Raw genomic sequence first — 18,445 nt, 5'->3', positions numbered from 1 at the left:
CTTCTCCTTACTCGGTGCCGTACGCGAGGTATCCGCGCCGGGTCGTGATGTGGTCGGCGACGTACTTGGCGTCGTGCCAGACACCCCAGATGAAGCTCGACCCGCGCCGGGACAGCCACGGCAGGCCCAGGAAGTAGACGCCGGGCTCCGTGGAGACCCCGCGGGCCTGGTCTGGCCGGCCGTTCTCGTCGTACGCGTCGACGTCGAGCCAGCTGTAGTCGGCGGCGAAGCCCGTGGCCCAGACGATCGAGGTGACGCCGGCCCCGGCGAGGTCGAGCGCGAGCCGGGGGTCGGTCATGCACTCCGGGTCGGCGCCGAGGACGTGCGCCACGGGCTCCTCGGGGAGGTCGAGCCCGTTGCGCTCGATGTACGCGTCGGCGGCGCGGAGCAGCTCCAGGTACTTCTCATCCCCGAGCGCGATGTTCTCGGCGAGGTCGGGCGCGAAGCTCAGCACCCCGTCCTCGTACGCGGAGGTCATGCCGAGGAGTTCGATGCCGGTGCCCGCGAGTTCGCGGAAGTCCACGGAGTGGCCGCCGCGCGCCCCGCTGACCGCGATGGTCACATGGGCCGCGCCCTGCGGCGGCGTCGTCAGGTCCCACAGCCCGAGCACCCCGAGCCACCAGCAGAAGTCCCGCCCGCGGTACTGCCGCGGCGGACGGTCGTGCGGCCCCACGGAGAGGAAGACCTGGCGGCCCGAGCGGCGCAGCTCGTCGGCGATCTGCACACCCGACGAACCCGCCCCGACCACGAGCACGGCTCCCTCGGGCAGTTGCTCCGGGTTGCGGTACCCGCTGGAGTGGATCTGCGTGCTCACCGCGCCCTCCGGCACGATGGGCGGGATCACGGGCCGCTGGAAGGGCCCGGTCGCGGCGACCACGAACCCGGCGTCGATGGTCCCCTCGGACGTCTCGACGCGGAAGCCGGTGCCGCCCTCGCGCTTGCGCACCTTGGTCACCTCGACGCCGCAGCGCACCGGGGCGTCGATCTTCTCGGCGTACCGCTCGAAGTACTCCGCGACCTGCTCCTTCGTCGCGAAGGCGTCGGGGCCGACGTCGGGGAACTCCAGGTTCGGGAACCGGTCGTGCCAGGCGGGCCCGTTCGCGACGAGCGAGTCCCAGCGCTGGGTGCGCCACCGCTCGGCGATCCGGTCCCGTTCGAGGACGATGTGCCGGATGCCCAGGTTCCCCAGGTGCTCGCTCATCGCGACGCCGGCCTGGCCCGCGCCGACGACGACGACTTCGGTCTCTTCACTGGGCATTGCAGCCTCGTTGGGCATTCAAGCCTCCACTCAAGCGGTAGTTGGTCCATCCCTGGTCCCGCGGCACCGCAGGGAACATCCTTCGCCGCCCCCTCAACCCTGTCCAACAGATGTTTCCGGGGTGAGTGATCTGTTTTTCAGATGTGGGTCGCGGTGGCTCGACCGACAGGCTCTAGGGTCGTTCCGTGACCACCACGCCTCTGACCCCGCTCGATGACCTCGACCGCCGCATCGTCGCCGCCCTGCAGATCGACGGTCGGGCTTCCTGGCGGCGGATCGCCGATGTGTTGGGGGAGCCGGAGCGGAAGGTGGCGCGGCGCGGGCACCGGCTCGTGGAGAGCGGGGACGTCGCGGTGCGCGGGCTCGTGGTGCGCGGGGAGACCGTGATCCTGCGGATGAACTGCAAGCCCGGCTCGGTGCGGGACGCCGCCGTCGCCGCGGCCCGGCGGCCGGACGCCATCTTCTCGTACGTGCTCGCGGGCGTCGCCGACGCGGTGGCCGAACTCCAGTGTGCGCCCGAGCAGTTGGGCCGTCTGATGCTGGACGAGGTGCCCGCTCTTCCGGGGCTCGTGCAGCAGCAGGTCTCGCCCGTCCTTCGCTATTTCCGCACCGTGCACGAGTGGTCGCCCGGCATCCTCGACGCCGCGGAGGCCGAGGCGCTCGGGGGCGTCGAGCGGCGGGACGACCGGGTGGGCCTCGACGACGTCGAGCTGGCGCCCGACGAGGAGGCCATCCTGCGGGCCCTCGCCGCGGACGGGCGGTGCACGAACGACGAACTCGCCGCCGTCGCCGGGGTCTCGGTCGCCACGGCCAGACGCCGCGTCGACGCGCTGAGCCGCGCCGGGCTTGTCAGCATCCGCGCGGTCGTGGAGCCCGCACTGCTCGGCCTGCCCGTGCAGGCGCTGCTGTGGATCAGGACGCGGCCCGGCGAGGTCGAAGAGGTGGGGCGGCTGCTCGTCGAGTCGCCGCTGGTGCGGTACGCGGCCGTGGTCATGGGGGAGCACCAGTTGCTCGTCGACGTGACCCAGCCGTCGAAGCAGGCGCTGCACGCCTTCCTGACGGAAGCGGCGTGGGTGCGCAGGGCCGAGTCCGTGCAGTCCCACCTCGTGGTCGAGGCGTGGAAACGCAGCGGAGTGTCCGTAAACGCCAGTTGAGTGTTTTCGGCGACTGAAAAGTTCATCAGCTCCGAACCATTGACTTAAAAGGTCAGGCCGCCGCAGTGTGAGGGCGCACACAGTCGCCTCCTGCCCGAGGACGGTCATGCCCGTACGCCCCACCTCTGATTCCGACGCCCTCTGCGGGCTCGACGCCGTCGAGCTCGCCGGACTGGTCCGCCGCCGCGAACTTTCGGCGCGCGAGGTCGTCTCCGCCCACCTCGACCGCATCGAGCGCGTGAACCCCGCGCTCAACGCCATCGTCACGCTCGACGCCGAAGGCGCGCTCGCCAAGGCGGGGGAGGCGGACGAACTGGCAGCGTCGGGGGCCGAGTTGGGGCCGCTGCACGGGCTGCCCATCGCCTTCAAGGACACCCACCTCACCCGCGGCATGCGCACCACGCACGGCTCGCCGCTCTTCGCCGACCACGTGCCCGACGAGGACGAACTCCTCGTCGAGCGCGTCCAGCGGGCCGGCGCGATCCGTATCGGCAAGACCAACGTCCCCGAGTTCGCGGCCGGTTCGCACACCTTCAACCCCGTCTTCGGCGCGACCCGGAACCCGTACGACCCGGCGCGCTCGGCCGGTGGCAGCAGTGGCGGCGCCGCCGCCGCGCTCGCCGCCCGGCTCACCCCGATCGCCGACGGCAGCGACATGGGCGGCTCACTGCGCAACCCCGCCTCGTTCTGCAACGTCGTCGGCCTGCGCACCACGCCGGGCCGGGTGCCCTCACTGCCCACGAACGACCTGTGGGAGACGCTCGGCGTCGCCGGTCCGATGGGCCGCACCGTCGCCGACGTCGCGCTGCTCCTGTCGGCCATGGCGGGCCCGGACCCGCGCTGCCCGCAGTCCCTCGAAGCCCCCGGTTCCGTGTTCCGGGCCCCGCTGGAGCGCGACCTGAAGGGGCTGCGGGTGGCGTACTCCCCGGACCTCGGCGGCCGCGTCCCGGTCGACCCCGAGGTCCGCGAGGTCGTGGCCCAGCAGGTCAAGGTGTTCGAGGCGGCGGGCGCGCATGTCGTCGAGGACTGCCCCGACCTGGACGGCGCCGACGACGTCTTCCTCACGCTGCGGGCGCAGGCCTTCCGCACCGGGCTCGGCCCACTCCTGGAGACCTCTCGCGAGCAGCTCAAGCCCAGCCTGATCTGGAACATCGAGGAGGGCCTCCGGCTCACCTCGGCCGACCTGGCCCGCGCCCGCACCGAGCACTCCCGCATCCACCTCGCGGCCGTCGGGTTCTTCGAGCGCTACGACGTGCTGATCGCCCCGGTCAGCCAGGTCCTGCCGTTCGACATCGATCTGGAGTACCCGACCGTCATCGACGGTCAGCCGCAGCACAGCTACCTCGACTGGATGCGCTCCGCGTATCTGCTCACCGTCCTGGGCGCACCCGCCCTCTCCGTCCCGGCCGGCTTCACGGACACGGGACTGCCTGTCGGCCTGCAGATCGTGGGCCCGCCGCGCGCCGAACGCGCCGTCCTCGAGATCGGCGCCGCCTACGAGGCCGCCACCGGGCACGGACGCCGCGCGCCCCACCTTTCGTAGCGATTCAGCGAGTCTTCGCGTTCAACTCCCCTCAGCTGGAGCCCCGATGAGATCTCCGCACGCGCTCTGGGCCGCCGTGCCCGTCCTGGCCTTCCTCAGTACACCGTTCCTCCCGTTCGTGAACGGGCCGTACCTCTGGTTCGGCATCCCGTCCGTCCTGGCCTGGTGCCTGATGTGGACCGTGGGGACGACGGTGGCGCTCGCCCTCGTCGACCGCGGTACGCGAGCGGGCGCCGGCTACGACGACGAGACCGAGGCCAAGGTCGAGGACGAGGGGGTGGCGGCATGAACAGCACCATGGTCATCACGGTCCTCGGCATCGTCGCCATCGCCGTGGTCGGCGTCTCCGGCCGCCGCCCGCCCAGCAAGGAGCTGGGCGAGTGGACGGTCGCCAAGCGCGGCTTCTCCACCTTCACCACCTGGTTCCTCCAGGCGGGAGAGGCCTTCACGACCTTCAGCTTCCTGGGGCTCGCGGGGATCGCCTTCGGCGGCGGCGTCGCCGCCTCCTTCGCGGTCTGCTACCTCGCCATCAACTTCATCCTGCAGTACTTCACCGCACCCCGCATGCGCCAACTCGGCCAGTGGGGCGGGTACTTGACGCAGGCGGACTTCTTCGTCGACCGCTACCGCAGCCCGCTGCTCGGCAAGGTCGTCGCCGTCGTCGGTGCCGTGTTCCTGCTGCCGTACCTGCAACTGCAGATCACCGGGCTCGGCATGATCGTGCAGCTCGCCACCGGCAGCCACACCGGCGGCAACCTCAGCATGGTCCTCGCCACCGTCCTGACCGTCGCCTTCGTCCTGTGGTCCGGCATCCGCGGCATCGCGCGGGTCGCGTACCTCAAGGACGCGCTGATGATCATCGGGCTCGTGGTGCTTGTCGCGGGCGTCGCCCTGTCGGTCAACGGCGGCATCGGCGGCCTCTTCGACACGATCCGCGACCACCACGCGCAGCTGCTCACGCTCGACCAGGAGGGCTACGACGGCACGTTCTTCGTCACCGCCGTCATCATCTCCGGCATCGGCGGCGGCCTCGGCACCATGGCCCACCTGTGGCCGCCGGTGCTCGCCGCCCGCAGCGGCCGCGTGCTGCGCTCCAACTCGATCTGGCTGCCGCTCTACCAGATCGCCCTCGGCATCCCGATCATCGTCGGCTTCGCCGGCGTCCTGCTCGCGAAGAAGGGCACCGAGCCGAACGGGGTCGCGCTCACCCTCGCCGGACAGACCCTGCCGGGCTGGCTCGTCGGAGTCGTGGCGGTCGCCGCGGCCTCCGCCGCGATGGTGCCGTCGGCGGCCATCGTCGTCGGCATCTCCAGCCTGCTCTCGCGCAACCTGCTGAGCGTCCGCAACGAGCGCACCCAACTGCGCACGAACCACCTGTGCGTGGTGGCCGCGGCCGGCCTCGCCCTCGTCCTCGGCCTGACCCGCCCCGGCCTCCTCTCCGACCTGCTGCTCCTGACGTACGGCGGCCTGACCCAGCTCGCGCCGGCGATCGTCATGGGCCTGGCGAAGAAGGTGAGGCTGGGGGCCGTGCCCGCGCTCATCGGCATCCTGACCGGCGTCGCGGTGCTCGCCTGGCTCACGTTCGGCTCTGTCGATGTCGGCAGCGTGGACACCGGCCTGATCGCGCTCGCCGTCAACATCGTCGTCACGGCCGGTGCCCAGCTCGTCGTACGTTCCCGGGTTCAGGACACCGTCAACTCGCCGACGGGCTCCGCCGATTCACCGGTCTCGGTGAGCCGCACGTAACGCCCTTCGGCCCCGGCCTCGAACGGCGTCCACCGCTCACCGTCCACCGAGGTCTCCAGGCGGTACGCCTTCGTCCCGGCCACCTCGACCCGGTCCACCGGGCGTACGCCGCCGAGGTCCACGGTGAGCGAGGCGCCGGCTTTCGCGGGGGTCCAGGTGGTGGCCGGGTTGCCGTCGACGGCGGCGCCCGCGTACTGACCCGGGTCCTCCGACGTCGCCTTCGCGGGCTTGCAGCGGGCGAGGTCGGTGGTCGGGGTGAGGTCGGGGCGGCGGGTCGGGATCGTGAGCCCGGCGCCGGTCACCGTCGCGCGCCCGCCCGGAGTGTCGACGGCGAAGGGCGCACCGCCGGTCAGCCGGACGGTGGTCGTCCTGGCCCCGATCTCGACGTCGTACGTCCGCCCCCGCCACTGAAGCCCCTTGACATTCACGCCACTTGACAGCTGCGGCGGCAGCATCGGATCGAGCCGCACGGCGTCGTCGTCCTGGAGCCGCATCCCGGTGAGCCCATGCGTGAACACTTGCAGAAACCCGCCCTTCCCGGTCAGGAAGTCCTGCGCGGGCGTCCCGGCCAACGCGTCCCCGGCACCCGCCTTCTCGCCGCGCGACTCCGAGAACGTACCGAACGAGCCCTGGAAGAACGGCCGCGAGGCCCGCTCCAGGAAGGTGTACGTCGAGCAGCCAGGCTCGCCGATCCCCGCGGCGGCGACCGCGTGCACCGAGTCCGTCATCGCCGGCCCGTCGCGGTCGGTGTGGGCCGCGTAGTAGTCGAGGGTCGCGGCAGCGGCGCCCTTCGGCATCGGCTTCCAGTCCAGCGGGTACAGCAGCAGCACGGCGTCCGCCTGCTTGATGTCGGCGCCCTTGTCGATGTCGTAACCGGCGTACTGGAGAAAGACCTTGCGCTTGCTGTCGTACGGGATGCGGAGCCGGTCGGCGATCCGCTTCCAGTCGGCCGGAGCCCGCTCACCGACCAGCGCGGCGGCCTTGGCGGCGTCCCGCAGCGAGGTCGCGGCGACGGCGTTCGTGTACACCCCGTCGTCGACGCCGTTGCTGTACTCGTCGGGCCCGGCGACGTCCTTGATGGAGTACGAACCGTCGCCCTTGTTCGGCGTGGCACGTGAACTCCAGTACGTGGCAAGCCCCTTGAGCAGCGGCCACCCGCGCTCACGCAGCCACGCACGGTCCCCGGTCGCCTGGTAGTACTGCCAGGCCGCGAGCGCGATGTCGCCCTGGAGGTGGTTCTGGGTGACGCAGTGCGGCGGATTCCAGCTCTGGCACTCCTTCCACAGCGAACCCGAACTCGCGCTGGTCCAGGGGTACATGAGCCCCTTCTGTGAGGTCTTGACCGCATTGTCGGCAGCGGCACCACGCGTCCGGTACCGATATTCGAGCACGGGCTTCGCCAACTCGGGCCGCGTCGCCAGCATCGACGGATACATCCACGTCTCGGCGTCCCAGAAGACCATCCCCGCGTAGTTGTCGCTGCTCAGGCCGGTCGGCCCGATGCTGTTGCGGGCGCCGGGACGCAGCGAGGAGAGCAGCCCGTACTGGGCGGCGCGCAGCCTCGCCTGGAGCTCGGGGCGGCCCGGGGTCTCGATGTCGGCGGCCCACAACTCCCGCCAGGCGGCGTTGTGTCGGCGGGTGAGCGCGTCCCAGCCGAGGGCCGCGGCACGCTTGGAGGCGCGTACGGCATCGCCGCGCGGGTTCGTGGACGTGAGGCCGGTGTCGACACCCACGTACTTGGTTACGTCGTACGCAACGCCTTCGCCGGCCCGGAAGTCGGCGGACTGGTTGGTGCCGAGGGAGTCCTTCACGGGGCGGGCGGTGTGGGTGCGGCCGGGGGAGCGGAGGGTGGAGGCGACGGTGCCGGCGGTCCCGGAGCCGTCCGTACGAAAGCCGACGGCGGCCGTGCGCTTGCCGGCCGGTCCGCTGCCGCTTCCGCTGATCCGGCGGGCGCCGCGCTCGTCGATGCGGTCGGTGACGGTGACCTCGCCCGACCAGTGCGGTCGCACGCGCAGCCGCACCGCGCCGACGTGCGGATCGGCCCGGTCGGCGAGCACCTCGTACGTCAGGTCGGTGCGCTTCCCGTCCTTGTGCACCCATGTGACCTCGGTACGGACGACGCCGCAGCGCATGTCGAGGGTCTGCCGGTAGCCCGTCGTGCGACTCTCCGACCCGTACGTCTCGCCGCGGGCCCGCACGTCGAGGGTGGTCCAGGTGGGGAGGGCGGCGATGGCCTCGCGGTGGGCGGTGTTCTTGGGCCCGCGCCCATAGAGCCCGGAGACGAACGCGCCGTCGTACGGGGGCGTGTAGAGCGGCCACCCGGTCTTGGCGCCGTCCCCGCCGGTCCTCGCGTACCCGGCCCCGGCGGGTGGAACACGCACGCCGAGATACCCGTTGCCCGCGTAGGCGTGATACGGACTCCCGGCGTCGACGGTCCTGGTCCCCAGACTCCACCCGGCCCCACCACATCCCGGCGCGGACGGCTCCGCGGCCTGCGCGGGCGGGACGAGGGTGGCACCAAAGGTGAGGACGGCGGCGGCGACGACACGTACGGGCTTCATGGGTTAGAGGGTGATCCGCCGCCGCACCGCGACCGAGGACGCGCGCCGAAGCCCGCCCGAAAGTCCTGCCGAACGGGCCTCCTCAATCGCCGGAGGGGCTATAAATGGCCCCGCCGGCGTTTGAGGCGCGGGGTTCGGGGCGGAGCCCCGAGGCGTGGGGGACGGAGGCCTAATCTCGCCCCATGAGCCTCACCACCTACTGCCCCGCCGACGGCACCCGCCTCCCCACCGCCTCCCTCACCTGGCGCTGCCCCACCTGCCACGGCCCCCTCGACCTCGACTACCACCCCACCCCCAGCCCCCTCAAATCCCTCACCACCCGCCCCAGTTCAATGTGGCGCTACGCCGAATGCCTCCCCCTGCCCCGCCCGGACTTCACCCTCGGCGAAGGGCGGACGCCCCTCGTCCCGCTCACCGCCGACGTGGACGCCAAGCTGGACTACCTGATGCCCACCCTCTCCTTCAAGGACCGCGGCGCGGTGCTGCTCGCCGCCCTCGCCACCCGTCTCGGCCCCGACCGCGTCATCGCCGACAGCAGCGGCAACGCCGGCACCGCCATCGCCGCCTACTGCGCCCGCGCCCGCCTCGCCTGCACCGTCTACGTCCCCGAAGCCACATCCGCCAAGAAGCTGGAGCAGATCCGCGCCCACGGCGCCCGCCTCGAAGTGGTCCCCGGCGACCGCGAGGCCACGGCCCGCGCGGCCCGCACGGCCGCCGACGAGGACGGCGTGTTCTACGCCAGCCACGTCTACAACCCGTACTTCCTGCACGGCACAAAGACGTACGTCCACGAGATCTGGGAGGACATGGGCGGCCGCCTCCCCGAGATCCTGGTCCTCCCCGTGGGCAACGGCACCCTCCTCCTCGGCGCCGCCCTCGCCATCGCCGAACTCCACCACGCCGGACTGATCGACCGCCGCCCCGCCCTGCACGCCGTGCAGTCCGCCGCGGTCGCCCCGCTGGCGCGTGCGTGGCAGGCCGGGTCGGAGGAGGTCGTGGTCGAGGAGGCCCCGGCCCCCACCGCCGCCGAGGGCATCGCCATCCCGAACCCGCCGCGCGCCCGCCAGATCCTGCGCGCCGTACGCGCATCCGGCGGCGCCTTCCACACGGTGACGGAGGATCAGATCCGGCACGCCCAACTCGACCTCGCCTCCCGCGGCCTGTACGTCGAGTCGACCGGCGCGGTGTGCTGGGCCGCGACCCGTGAGGGCGGGGCCCTCGGCGGCCGGAGCGCGGTGGTCCCGCTGTGCGGCGCGGGGCTCAAGACGGGCCTCGTCCCTGACGCGTGAACCCGACGCGTGAACCCGACGCGCGGACCGACACCCCGGAAACGTATGCATGCTCGAACCACGCTTCGATGTGTGAATGGCGCACTACCTGGGCAAAGTTGCTGCGTAAAGGCTTCTGACGTCGGAAGTCATCACATCGAGTGATTCTTTGGCCTTTGCTTGCACCTCTCAACCCACGGTTGCCACGCTGTCGCTGTCTGTCAATCAGGTGTGGCGTTTCGAGGGGACCGAGGGGACAATCAGTGACATTCGGTGAGCAGCCGGCGTATCTCCGCGTTGCGGGCGATCTCCGCAAGAAGATCGTCAGCGGATCGCTGCCGCCGCACACCCGCCTTCCCTCACAGGCCAAGATCCGTGAGGAGTACGGGGTTTCGGACACGGTGGCGCTGGAGGCCCGCAAGGTCCTGATGGCGGAGGGGCTCGTCGAGGGCCGGTCCGGTTCGGGGACCTATGTGCGCGAGCTGCCCGTGCCGCGCCGCGTCTCGCGCTCCGGCGACCGTCCGAGCAGTGGTTCCACACCGTTCCGGCAGGAGCAGTCCGACCCGGAGGCGCGGGGGACGTGGGAGTCGCGCAGCGAGCAGGTCGAGGCGGTCGCCTCCGTCGCGGAGCGGCTCGCGATCCGCGCGGGCGACCGCGTGATGCGCACCAAGTACGTGTACCGGGACGCGGGGGAGGCGATGATGCTCGCGACCTCGTGGGAGCCCCTCGCGGTGACGGGGCGCACGCCGGTGATGCTCCCGGAGGAGGGCCCGCTCGGCGGCTGCGGAGTCGCGGAGCGCATGGCGGCGATCGACGTGATTGTGGACAACGTGACGGAGGAAGTGGCCGCCCGCCCCGGGCTCGCCGAGGAGTTGAGCGCGCTCGGCGGCGTGCCGGGACATGTCGTGATCGTCATCCACCGGACCTTCTTCGCCTCCGGCCGACCGGTCGAGACGGCCGACGTCGTCGTCCCCGCGGACCGCTACCGCATCGCGTACCACCTGCCGGTGCGATAGGCCCTGTCCAGACCGTTTCAGTGCCCGGTCTCCGGTGCGCCCCGTCCGGGCCCCGTGATCCCGAGTTAACCGCGCCTCAACTCCCGTAACAGGCAGGCAATCGAGCACTGCCGCGGATTGTCATGTACGGCTCCTAACTTCCTTCTCCGTAGGCATTTGGTATACCGCCGACGGAGGAACGGGTAGCCGCCATGACCGAGACCGCCGTATCCCACGCAGACCCCGCAGCCGGGCCGCCCGACAGGAAGCCGCCCCAGCGCAGTTACGCCAAGCTGGCCGCCGACGAGTCCCGCGAGGACTACTCGCTGCGCTACGCCCCGCACTCCTACCGGCGCTGGTCCGAGACCACGGTCGCCTCCACCGCGCTCGGCGGCATCGCCTACCTCGCGGACTTCGCGATCGGCGCGTCCATCGTCTTCACGTACGGGTTCACCAGCGGACTCGCCTCGATCCTGTGCGCGGCGACGATCATCTTCACCACCGGCGTCCCGATCGCCCGCGCCTGCGCCAAGTACGGCCTGGACATGGATCTGATCACCCGCGGCGCCGGCTTCGGCTACTTCGGGTCGACGCTCACGTCCCTCATCTACGCCTCGTTCACCTTCATCTTCTTCGCGCTCGAAGGCTCGATCATGGCGCAGGCGATGCACGAGGTCTTCGGACTGCCTTTGCCCATCGGGTACTTGGTGACCACGCTGATCGTCATCCCGATCGTGTTCCGCGGAATGGGCGCGCTTGCCAAGGTGCAGGCGTGGACGCAGCCGGTCTGGCTGATCGGCCTGGTCCTGCCCTTCGTGATCCTGCTCTTCAACTCACCGGGCTCCTTCGGTGACTTCACCGGTTTCGGCGGCACCGAAGGCGCGGGCAGCGGCTTCTCCTGGATCGGCTTCGGGCTCGGCACCGGTGTCGCGCTCTCGCTCATCGCGCAGATCGGCGAGCAGGCCGACTACCTCCGGTTCATGCCGGCCAAGACGGAAGCGAACAGGAAGCGGTGGAATCTGGCCGTTCTGGCGGCGGGGCCCGGCTGGGTGGTCATCGGCGCCGCCAAGCAGCTCGGCGGCGCGCTCCTCGCCTTCGTGGCCCTCGAAGCGGTCGGCAAGACGCACGCGCTCGAACCCATCGCGCCGCAGGTCGAGGCGCTCAAGCCGTGGCTCGGCTCGGTCGCGCTGCCCGTCGCCGCGCTCTTCGTGGTGGTCTCACAGATCAAGATCAACGTCACCAACGCGTACAGCGGTTCGCTGTCCTGGTCGAACTTCTTCTCCCGCGTGACGCACCGGCACCCGGGCCGTGTCTGGTACATCTTCCTCAACCTCGCCATCGCGCTGACGCTGATGGAACTGAACATGTTCGAGGCCCTGAACAAGCTCCTCGGCTTCTACTCGAACGTGGGCATCGCCTGGATCGCGGCTGTCGCCGCCGACCTCGTCATCAACAAACGGGTGGGCTGGAGCCCCAAGTACATCGAGTTCAAGCGGGCGTACCTGTACGCGGTGAACCCGGCCGGATTCGGCGCCATGGTGATCGCCTCGGTCGTCTCGATCCTGGCGTTCTTCGGGCTCTTCGGTGAGTACGCCGAGGCCTTCTCCACGTTCATCGCCGCAGGTCTCTCGCTGACTCTGTGCCCGCTCATCGCCTGGGCCACGAAGGGCAGGTACTACCTGGCGCGGCCGAACCCGGTGAACGGCCCGGACGTCGAGTTCGCCGAGGGCACCGACATCACCGCGACCCACACCTGCACCGTCTGCGAGACGGCGTACGAACTCCCGGACATCGCCGACTGCCCGGCCCACTCCGGCCCGATCTGCTCGCTCTGCTGTTCCCTCGACGCCCACTGCGGCGACGTCTGCACCAAGAAACCGACGGGCGAACCGGTCCTGATGCCGATGCCGGAGGTGCGTATGCGCTGAGCCGTACCGGCAGTGGTGGAGGGAGGGGGGCGCACCCGAGGGGTGCGCCCCCCTCCGTTCGCCGTCCGCGCGTTCGGGCAGTGGCTTGTTGCGTATCTCTTTGTGCCAATCCGTATCCGGTGCGTAAAGGTCAGGCGTAGGCTCGGGCATATGCGGTTTGCGGTTTCCTCGGGGTTGGGAGGCAGGGCGCGATGCGAGTCGAGGCCGGGGCGGCCAGGGAGGGGCGGAGCGCGATGAGCGACGGCACGACCACACTTCCGTGGCTGGTCATCCGCGAGGACGACAACGGGAACCGCTACCGGGTGGGCCGTTACGCCACGAAGGTCGAGGCCCAGCGCATGGCCGACAGCCTCGACGACCGCAGGGACCACCAGCCGACGTACTGGGTCGAGCGCCTGGGACAGGGGCGGAACGGCACGGCGCTCTGACGGGGCCATAGGCTCCGGCGTATGCCCCCTGAGTCCCCCTCGCCGACCGTGGTCGTCGCCGCGGCCCTGTACGACACCGAGGAGCGGCTGCTCGCCGCGCGGCGCAGCGCGCCCCCCGAACTCGCGGGCCGCTGGGAGCTGCCCGGCGGCAAGGTCGAACCGGGCGAGGCGCCGGAGTGGGCGCTGGTGCGCGAGCTGCGCGAGGAACTCGGCATCGAGGCCGAGCCATTCGCCCGGGTGCCTGGCGAATGGCCCCTGAAGGCCGGATACGTACTGCGGGTCTGGCGCTGCCACCTGCGCTCCGGCACCCCGCGCCCCCTCCAGGACCACGACGAACTGCGCTGGCTGACGGCGGCCGAGGCGTGGTCCGTGGACTGGCTCGACCAGGACGTACCCGCGGTGAAAGAGGTCCTGCGGGACCGCGTCTGACGGGGGCTCGCGCCCGCGTCCCACGAGCCTCGCCTACGCCGTCCGTGCCACCGCGCACCCCACTCCGCGATAGCGCAGCGCTCCGTCCGGGTATATCCCGATTAACCCTCTGAAACCGGACAGGGTCCTTCGCGGGCCAGGGATGTGATCCGCGTGCTCCACACTGAAGGCGACTGCGTCGAGTGGGCCTTTCCCGCCGACCCGTCGGCCGTCCGAAGGGTGCGCGCCAAGGTGCGTACGCAGCTCGTCGAATGGGGGCTCGAAGAGCTCGCCGATATCACCGCGCTGCTGGTCAGCGAGCTGGTGACCAATTCCCTGCGGTACGCGTCCGGGCCCATCGGCGTCCGGCTCGCCCGCCCGTCCGAACCCTCGGACGCCCTCCTCGTGGAGGTATCCGACCCGCTGCCCGACCCGCCCTGCGCCCGCACCGCGGCCCCCGACGAGGAGGGCGGGCGCGGGCTGCAACTGGTGACCGAGGTGTCCCGGCGCTGGGGGACACGGCCGGGTGGGGAGCGGTCGGGCGGGAAGACGGGGAAGACGGTGTGGTTCGAGCTGTCGCTGCCGGGTTAGGAGAAGCCCGAGTGGGACAGACGCTGGTGTGAGGGAGTGGGTGTGAGATGCCGTGTGTGGGCGCACCCGCACCCTGGGTACGGAAACAGTCGGTCCCGACGGGCCAAAAAGCGTCGGGACCATGGTGTGATCGTGAACACCGTGTTGCGCGGCTCCGTAGTGCTGGATACTGCGTGCAGCCGCCTCGGTGACCGGTGCCGGACGCGGTGAGCTGGAGGGGACGGTTCGCGTGAGCGAGATACCAGCGAAGGGCAGGGTGTCCGAGGATCCCTCGGGCGCGGCCTCGACGTCGCGTGCGGAGCGCGTGCCGCTGGGCGACGACGCTCCTGATGCCGCGGGCACGGAGCGTGCGGAACCGATCCCGGAATCAGGACCGGGCGCGTCCCCGACCCCTCCCGAGGAGTCCTTCGGCCGGACCGACCTCTGGCAGGCGAGCCCGCCGGGTTCGATCTACGACTACATCAAGGTCGCCTCCTTCTCGATCGGCTCCGACGGCGCGATCGACCAGTGGAGCCGGCGGGCCGCCCAGCTCTTCGGGGTCCCGCCCGAGGAGGCCGTGGGCAAGGACCCCATCGAGGCCTTCGTCCCCGCGGACCTGCGCGAGCGCGGCCACCGCAAGATGGCGGAGATCCTGGACGGGCAGGAGTGGACGGGCACCGTCCCCTTCCGGGTACCGGCGCCGGAGACCTCGGGGGAGCCGGAAGCGGAACCGCGAGCGGAGGCGCCCCTCGCGGCGGGCGCGGGGGCGACCGGGGTCGCCGAGATCTATGTGATGCCGACGACCACCGAGTCCGGCGAGCGCGCCGCGGTGTGCATCGTCGTCGACGTGCGGACCCTGCGGCACATCGAGACCGACCTCGCGTCCTCGCAGGCGATTTTCGGCCAATCTCCCTTCGGTTTCCTGCTGTTCGGCACCGACCTCAAGGTCCAGCGCACCAACCGCACCCTGACCTCGGTCTTCGGCGGACACGTCGACGATCACCGCGGCCGTACCGTCCACGACTACCTGCCGCGGCACGAGGCGGACCGCGTGCAGGGCGCGCTGCGCCGGGTCCTGGAGACGGGTGACGCGGTCACCGACATGCAACTGGTCGGCACCGCCCCGGAGTCCACCGAGCGGCGCCACTGGTCCATCAACCTCTACCGCGTGCACAGCGGAACGGGCCGCCCGATCGGCGTCGCGGGGCTCGCCACGGACGTCACCCGCCGGCACGCCGCCGCCCGCGAGGCCGCGCACGCCCGCCGCAACCTGGCGCTCCTGAACGAGGCGGGCTCCCGGATCGGCAACTCGCTGGACCTGGAGACCACCGCCCGCGAACTCCTCGACGTCGTGGTCCCCGGCTTCTGCGACCTCGCGTCCGTCGACCTGTACCAGGGGCTGCTCGCGGGTGACGAGGCGGCGCAGTTCCGGCACAGCCTCGCCGACGGCAGCGCCGAACTGCGCAGGGTGGCCGCCGCGAGCGCCGTCGCCGACGTGCCGTTCCTCGACCTCGGCGGCGAGGCCCCCGTCAACGTGGGGGCGGTGCACCGCTTCCCGTTCAACTCACCCTGCGCACAGGCCCTGCGCACCGCGCGCCCGCAGACGCTGCCCACCGAGCAGCGCGGGCTCGTGCGGTCCACGCTCGCCGTGCCGATGGTCGCGCACGACACGGTCGTCGGGCTCGTCCAGTTCTCCCGGACGAAGGGCAGCGAGCCGTTCACCGAGCGGGACAGGGCGCTCGCCATGGAGCTGGCCGCGCGCGCCGCGGTCTGTATCGACAACGCGCGCCTGTACCGCCGCGAGCACGAGCGGGCGCTGATCCTGCAGCGCTCCCTGCTGCCGCCGGACGACCCGGAGGCGGCCGGACTCGACATCGCCTGCCGCTACCGGCCCGGCAACGCCGCGACCGAGGTCGGCGGCGACTGGTTCGACGTCATCGAACTCCCCGGGCACCGCACCGCGTTGGTCGTCGGCGACGTCATGGGCCGCGGCCTGCGCGCCGCCGTCGCCATGGGCGAACTGCGCACCGCCGTACGTACGTTGGCCCTGCTCGACCTCGAACCGGCCGAAGTACTCAGCGCGTTGGACGAGATCGCCCGCGGTCTCGGCACCCCCGGTGGCGTCCAGCAGGGCACACGCCCCGCCCGCTCCGCGCGCTCCTTCGGCGGCGAGGACCTCTCCGAGGTCTACCTCGCCACCTGTGTCTACGCGGTGTACGACGCGGTCACCCGGCGCTGCACGTTCGCCAACGCGGGGCACCTGCCGCCGGTCCTCGTCGAACCCGGCGACAGCGCGCTCATGCTCGACGTACCGCCGGGGATGCCGCTCGGTGTCGGCGGCGAGCCGTTCGAGGAGGTGGAGGTGGAGCTGCCGGAGGACTCCCTGCTCGCCCTCTACACGGACGGCCTGGTGGAATCCCGCGACCATCCGCTCGACGAGGGCCTCTCGGCCTTCCGCAACGCGCTCGACGATCCCGCCCCGGCTCTCGAGGACGTCTGCGACCACGTCCTCAACACCCTCGACACGCATCACGGCGAGGACGACATCGCGCTCCTCATGGCCCGTGTGCAGGGGCTGCCGAGCGGCAACGTCGGCGACTGGACGCTGCCCCGCGAGCCGAAGTCGGTGGGCAGGGCCCGCGAGTACGCGCGGGCGCAGTTGTCGAGCTGGGGCCTGGAGGGCCTCGTCGACACGTCGGAACTGCTGGTCAGCGAGCTGGTCACCAACGCGCTGCGGTACGGCGAGGGCGACATCAGGCTCCGCCTCCTCCTCGACCGGACGCTGGTGTGCGAGGTGTGGGACGCGGGTCTCGTGCAGCCGCGCCGCCGCCGGGCGCGGGACACGGACGAGGGCGGCCGCGGGCTTCAGCTCGTCGGGCTGCTGAGCGCGGCGTGGGGCTCGCGCCGGACGCCGCGCGGGAAGACGGTCTGGTTCGAGCTGCCGCTGCCGGACGGGGAGACGGGTCTGGCGGACCCGACGGAGGCGCTGCTCAGCCTGTTCTGAGCGGGAGCCCGTCCGGCTTCCGCCAAGGTGACGCCGAACACATCACCGGTCAATCACCGCACCCCCCTTTGCATGGTCATGCATCGTCATGCATACTCTTCCTATGTCCAAGGTCCTCACATCCCTCCCGGCCGGCGAGCGCGTCGGCATCGCCTTCTCGGGCGGCCTCGACACGTCCGTCGCCGTCGCGTGGATGCGTGACAAGGGCGCCGTCCCGTGCACGTACACCGCCGACATCGGCCAGTACGACGAGCCCGACATCGACGGCGTGCCCAGTCGAGCGCAGGCGTACGGCGCCGAGATCGCGCGTGCCGTCGACTGCAAGGCCGCCCTTGTGGAGGAGGGCCTTGCGGCGCTGACCTGCGGCGCGTTCCACATCCGCTCCGGCGGTCGCGCGTACTTCAACACGACGCCGCTCGGCCGCGCGGTCACCGGCACGCTCCTGGTGCGGGCGATGCTGGAGGACAACGTCCAGATCTGGGGCGACGGCTCGACGTACAAGGGCAACGACATCGAGCGGTTCTACCGCTACGGTCTGCTCGCCAACCCGAACCTGCGGATCTACAAGCCGTGGCTCGACGCGGACTTCGTGACCGAGCTCGGCGGCCGGCAGGAGATGTCGGAGTGGCTGGTCGAGCACGGCCTGCCCTACCGGGACTCGGCGGAGAAGGCGTACTCCACGGACGCCAACATCTGGGGTGCCACGCACGAGGCCAAGACGCTCGAGCACCTGAACGTCTCGCTCGAGACGGTCGAGCCGATCATGGGCGTCAAGTTCTGGGACCCGTCGGTGGAGATCCCCACCGAGGACGTCACGATCGGCTTCGAGATGGGCCGCCCGGTCACGATCAACGGCAAGGAGTTCGCCTCCGCCGTCGACCTGGTGATGGAGGCCAACGCGATCGGCGGCCGCCACGGCCTGGGCATGTCCGACCAGATCGAGAACCGGATCATCGAGGCCAAGAGCCGCGGCATCTACGAGGCGCCGGGCATGGCCCTCCTGTTCGCCGCGTACGAGCGCTTGGTCAACGCGATCCACAACGAGGACACGGTCGCCCAGTACCACGCGGAGGGCCGGCGTCTCGGCCGCCTGATGTACGAGGGCCGCTGGCTCGACCCGCAGGCCCTGATGATCCGGGAGTCGCTGCAGCGCTGGGTCGGCGCCGCGATCACCGGCGAGGTCACGCTGCGCCTGCGGCGCGGCGAGGACTACTCGATCCTCGACACGCAGGGCCCCGCCTTCTCGTACCACCCGGACAAGCTCTCCATGGAGCGGACCGCGGACTCGGCGTTCGGCCCGGTCGACCGGATCGGCCAGCTGACCATGCGCAACCTCGACATCGCCGACTCGCGCGGCAAGCTCGAGCAGTACGCGAACCTCGGCCTCCTCGGCGAGGGCAGCCCGGTCGCCGGCGCCGCGCAGGCAGCGGTCACGGGCCTGATCGGCACGATGCCGGAAGGCGGCGCCCAAGCCATCGCCTCCCGCGGAGAAACCTCCGCGGAGGACGAGGCCCTGGACCGCGCAGCCATGGAATCCGGCACGGACTGACCCATTCAAGCCCCGCCGGCGATTGAGGCGCGG

The 18,445-nt window shown here is 71.2% G+C and carries 14 protein-coding genes; 12 read left to right on the top strand and 2 right to left on the bottom strand.

The features are described from left to right. Positions 1 to 7 precede the first annotated feature (7 nt). Positions 8 to 1,258: a flavin-containing monooxygenase gene (locus tag ABT004_RS26215; protein WP_351341510.1), complete on the bottom strand. Its 1,251-nt coding sequence runs from the start codon at positions 1,256 to 1,258 to the stop codon at positions 8 to 10. A gap of 185 nt (positions 1,259 to 1,443) precedes the next feature. Between ABT004_RS26215 and ABT004_RS26210 the strand changes: the two genes are divergently transcribed. The 4 genes from ABT004_RS26210 (at position 1,444) to ABT004_RS26195 (ending at position 5,701) form a co-directional block, all read left to right on the top strand. Then, a complete protein-coding gene (locus ABT004_RS26210; RefSeq protein ID WP_351341507.1) occupies positions 1,444 to 2,412 on the top strand; it encodes an Lrp/AsnC family transcriptional regulator in 969 nt (322 codons plus the stop codon). Positions 2,413 to 2,518: 106 nt separating this feature from the next. Continuing rightward, on the top strand, positions 2,519 to 3,955 hold the full coding sequence (locus ABT004_RS26205) for an amidase (protein ID WP_351341505.1): 1,437 nt from the start codon (positions 2,519 to 2,521) through the stop codon (positions 3,953 to 3,955). Between the two features lie 46 nt (positions 3,956 to 4,001). Next, positions 4,002 to 4,244, top strand: coding sequence for a hypothetical protein (locus ABT004_RS26200; protein WP_351341503.1), 243 nt, complete (start codon positions 4,002 to 4,004; stop codon positions 4,242 to 4,244). After that, a complete protein-coding gene (locus ABT004_RS26195) occupies positions 4,241 to 5,701 on the top strand; it encodes a sodium:solute symporter family protein (protein WP_351341500.1) in 1,461 nt (486 codons plus the stop codon). The genes ABT004_RS26200 and ABT004_RS26195 overlap by 4 nt, the downstream gene beginning before the upstream one ends. On the opposite strand, the gene ABT004_RS26190 is transcribed toward ABT004_RS26195, so the two are convergent. Further along, entirely contained in the window at positions 5,638 to 8,262 is a 2,625-nt protein-coding gene (locus ABT004_RS26190; protein ID WP_351341497.1) for a discoidin domain-containing protein, read from the bottom strand. The two genes, ABT004_RS26195 and ABT004_RS26190, sit on opposite strands and share 64 nt — an antisense overlap. 182 nt (positions 8,263 to 8,444) lie before the next feature. On the opposite strand from ABT004_RS26190, the gene ABT004_RS26185 reads away from it, so the two are divergent. The 8 genes from ABT004_RS26185 to argG all read left to right on the top strand — a co-directional run bounded on the left by ABT004_RS26185 (position 8,445) and on the right by argG (position 18,412). Next, positions 8,445 to 9,551: a threonine synthase gene (locus ABT004_RS26185; RefSeq protein ID WP_351341495.1), complete on the top strand. Its 1,107-nt coding sequence runs from the start codon at positions 8,445 to 8,447 to the stop codon at positions 9,549 to 9,551. Between the two features lie 242 nt (positions 9,552 to 9,793). Beyond that, positions 9,794 to 10,546 (top strand): GntR family transcriptional regulator, encoded by a 753-nt coding sequence (locus ABT004_RS26180; protein ID WP_351341492.1) that lies wholly within the window; start codon positions 9,794 to 9,796, stop codon positions 10,544 to 10,546. Positions 10,547 to 10,737: 191 nt separating this feature from the next. Next, the gene (locus ABT004_RS26175; protein WP_351341489.1) at positions 10,738 to 12,453 is read left to right on the top strand and encodes a purine-cytosine permease family protein; all 1,716 of its coding nucleotides are present in this window, start codon (positions 10,738 to 10,740) and stop codon (positions 12,451 to 12,453) included. Positions 12,454 to 12,686: 233 nt separating this feature from the next. Beyond that, the gene (locus ABT004_RS26170) at positions 12,687 to 12,881 is read left to right on the top strand and encodes an SPOR domain-containing protein (protein ID WP_351341486.1); all 195 of its coding nucleotides are present in this window, start codon (positions 12,687 to 12,689) and stop codon (positions 12,879 to 12,881) included. Between the two features lie 21 nt (positions 12,882 to 12,902). Beyond that, on the top strand, positions 12,903 to 13,310 hold the full coding sequence (locus ABT004_RS26165) for a (deoxy)nucleoside triphosphate pyrophosphohydrolase (protein WP_351341483.1): 408 nt from the start codon (positions 12,903 to 12,905) through the stop codon (positions 13,308 to 13,310). A gap of 144 nt (positions 13,311 to 13,454) precedes the next feature. Further along, complete coding sequence (locus ABT004_RS26160; RefSeq protein WP_351341480.1) at positions 13,455 to 13,880, top strand: ATP-binding protein; 426 nt, start codon at positions 13,455 to 13,457, stop codon at positions 13,878 to 13,880. 187 nt (positions 13,881 to 14,067) lie between these two features. Further along, positions 14,068 to 16,863, top strand: coding sequence for a SpoIIE family protein phosphatase (locus tag ABT004_RS26155; protein WP_502966967.1), 2,796 nt, complete (start codon positions 14,068 to 14,070; stop codon positions 16,861 to 16,863). Between the two features lie 103 nt (positions 16,864 to 16,966). After that, positions 16,967 to 18,412 carry an argininosuccinate synthase gene (gene argG, locus ABT004_RS26150; RefSeq protein ID WP_351341474.1) on the top strand — a complete coding sequence of 482 codons (1,446 nt, stop codon included), beginning with the start codon at positions 16,967 to 16,969 and terminating at the stop codon, positions 18,410 to 18,412. The last annotated feature ends 33 nt before the right edge of the window (positions 18,413 to 18,445 follow it).

This window comes from Streptomyces sp. NPDC002790 (assembly GCF_040295505.1).
Lineage (GTDB): Bacteria > Actinomycetota > Actinomycetes > Streptomycetales > Streptomycetaceae > Streptomyces.
This window is presented reverse-complemented; position numbering and strand designations above follow the sequence as displayed.

Coding starts and splice junctions, on each gene's coding strand:
- ABT004_RS26215 (WP_351341510.1), bottom strand. CDS start 1,258: ATGCCCAGTGAAGAGACCGAAGTCGTCGTCGTCGGCGCGGGCCAGGCC.
- ABT004_RS26205 (WP_351341505.1), top strand. CDS start 2,519: ATGCCCGTACGCCCCACCTCTGATTCCGACGCCCTCTGCGGGCTCGAC.
- ABT004_RS26200 (WP_351341503.1), top strand. CDS start 4,002: ATGAGATCTCCGCACGCGCTCTGGGCCGCCGTGCCCGTCCTGGCCTTC.
- ABT004_RS26195 (WP_351341500.1), top strand. CDS start 4,241: ATGAACAGCACCATGGTCATCACGGTCCTCGGCATCGTCGCCATCGCC.
- ABT004_RS26190 (WP_351341497.1), bottom strand. CDS start 8,262: ATGAAGCCCGTACGTGTCGTCGCCGCCGCCGTCCTCACCTTTGGTGCC.
- ABT004_RS26185 (WP_351341495.1), top strand. CDS start 8,445: ATGAGCCTCACCACCTACTGCCCCGCCGACGGCACCCGCCTCCCCACC.
- ABT004_RS26175 (WP_351341489.1), top strand. CDS start 10,738: ATGACCGAGACCGCCGTATCCCACGCAGACCCCGCAGCCGGGCCGCCC.
- ABT004_RS26170 (WP_351341486.1), top strand. CDS start 12,687: ATGAGCGACGGCACGACCACACTTCCGTGGCTGGTCATCCGCGAGGAC.
- ABT004_RS26165 (WP_351341483.1), top strand. CDS start 12,903: ATGCCCCCTGAGTCCCCCTCGCCGACCGTGGTCGTCGCCGCGGCCCTG.
- argG (WP_351341474.1), top strand. CDS start 16,967: ATGTCCAAGGTCCTCACATCCCTCCCGGCCGGCGAGCGCGTCGGCATC.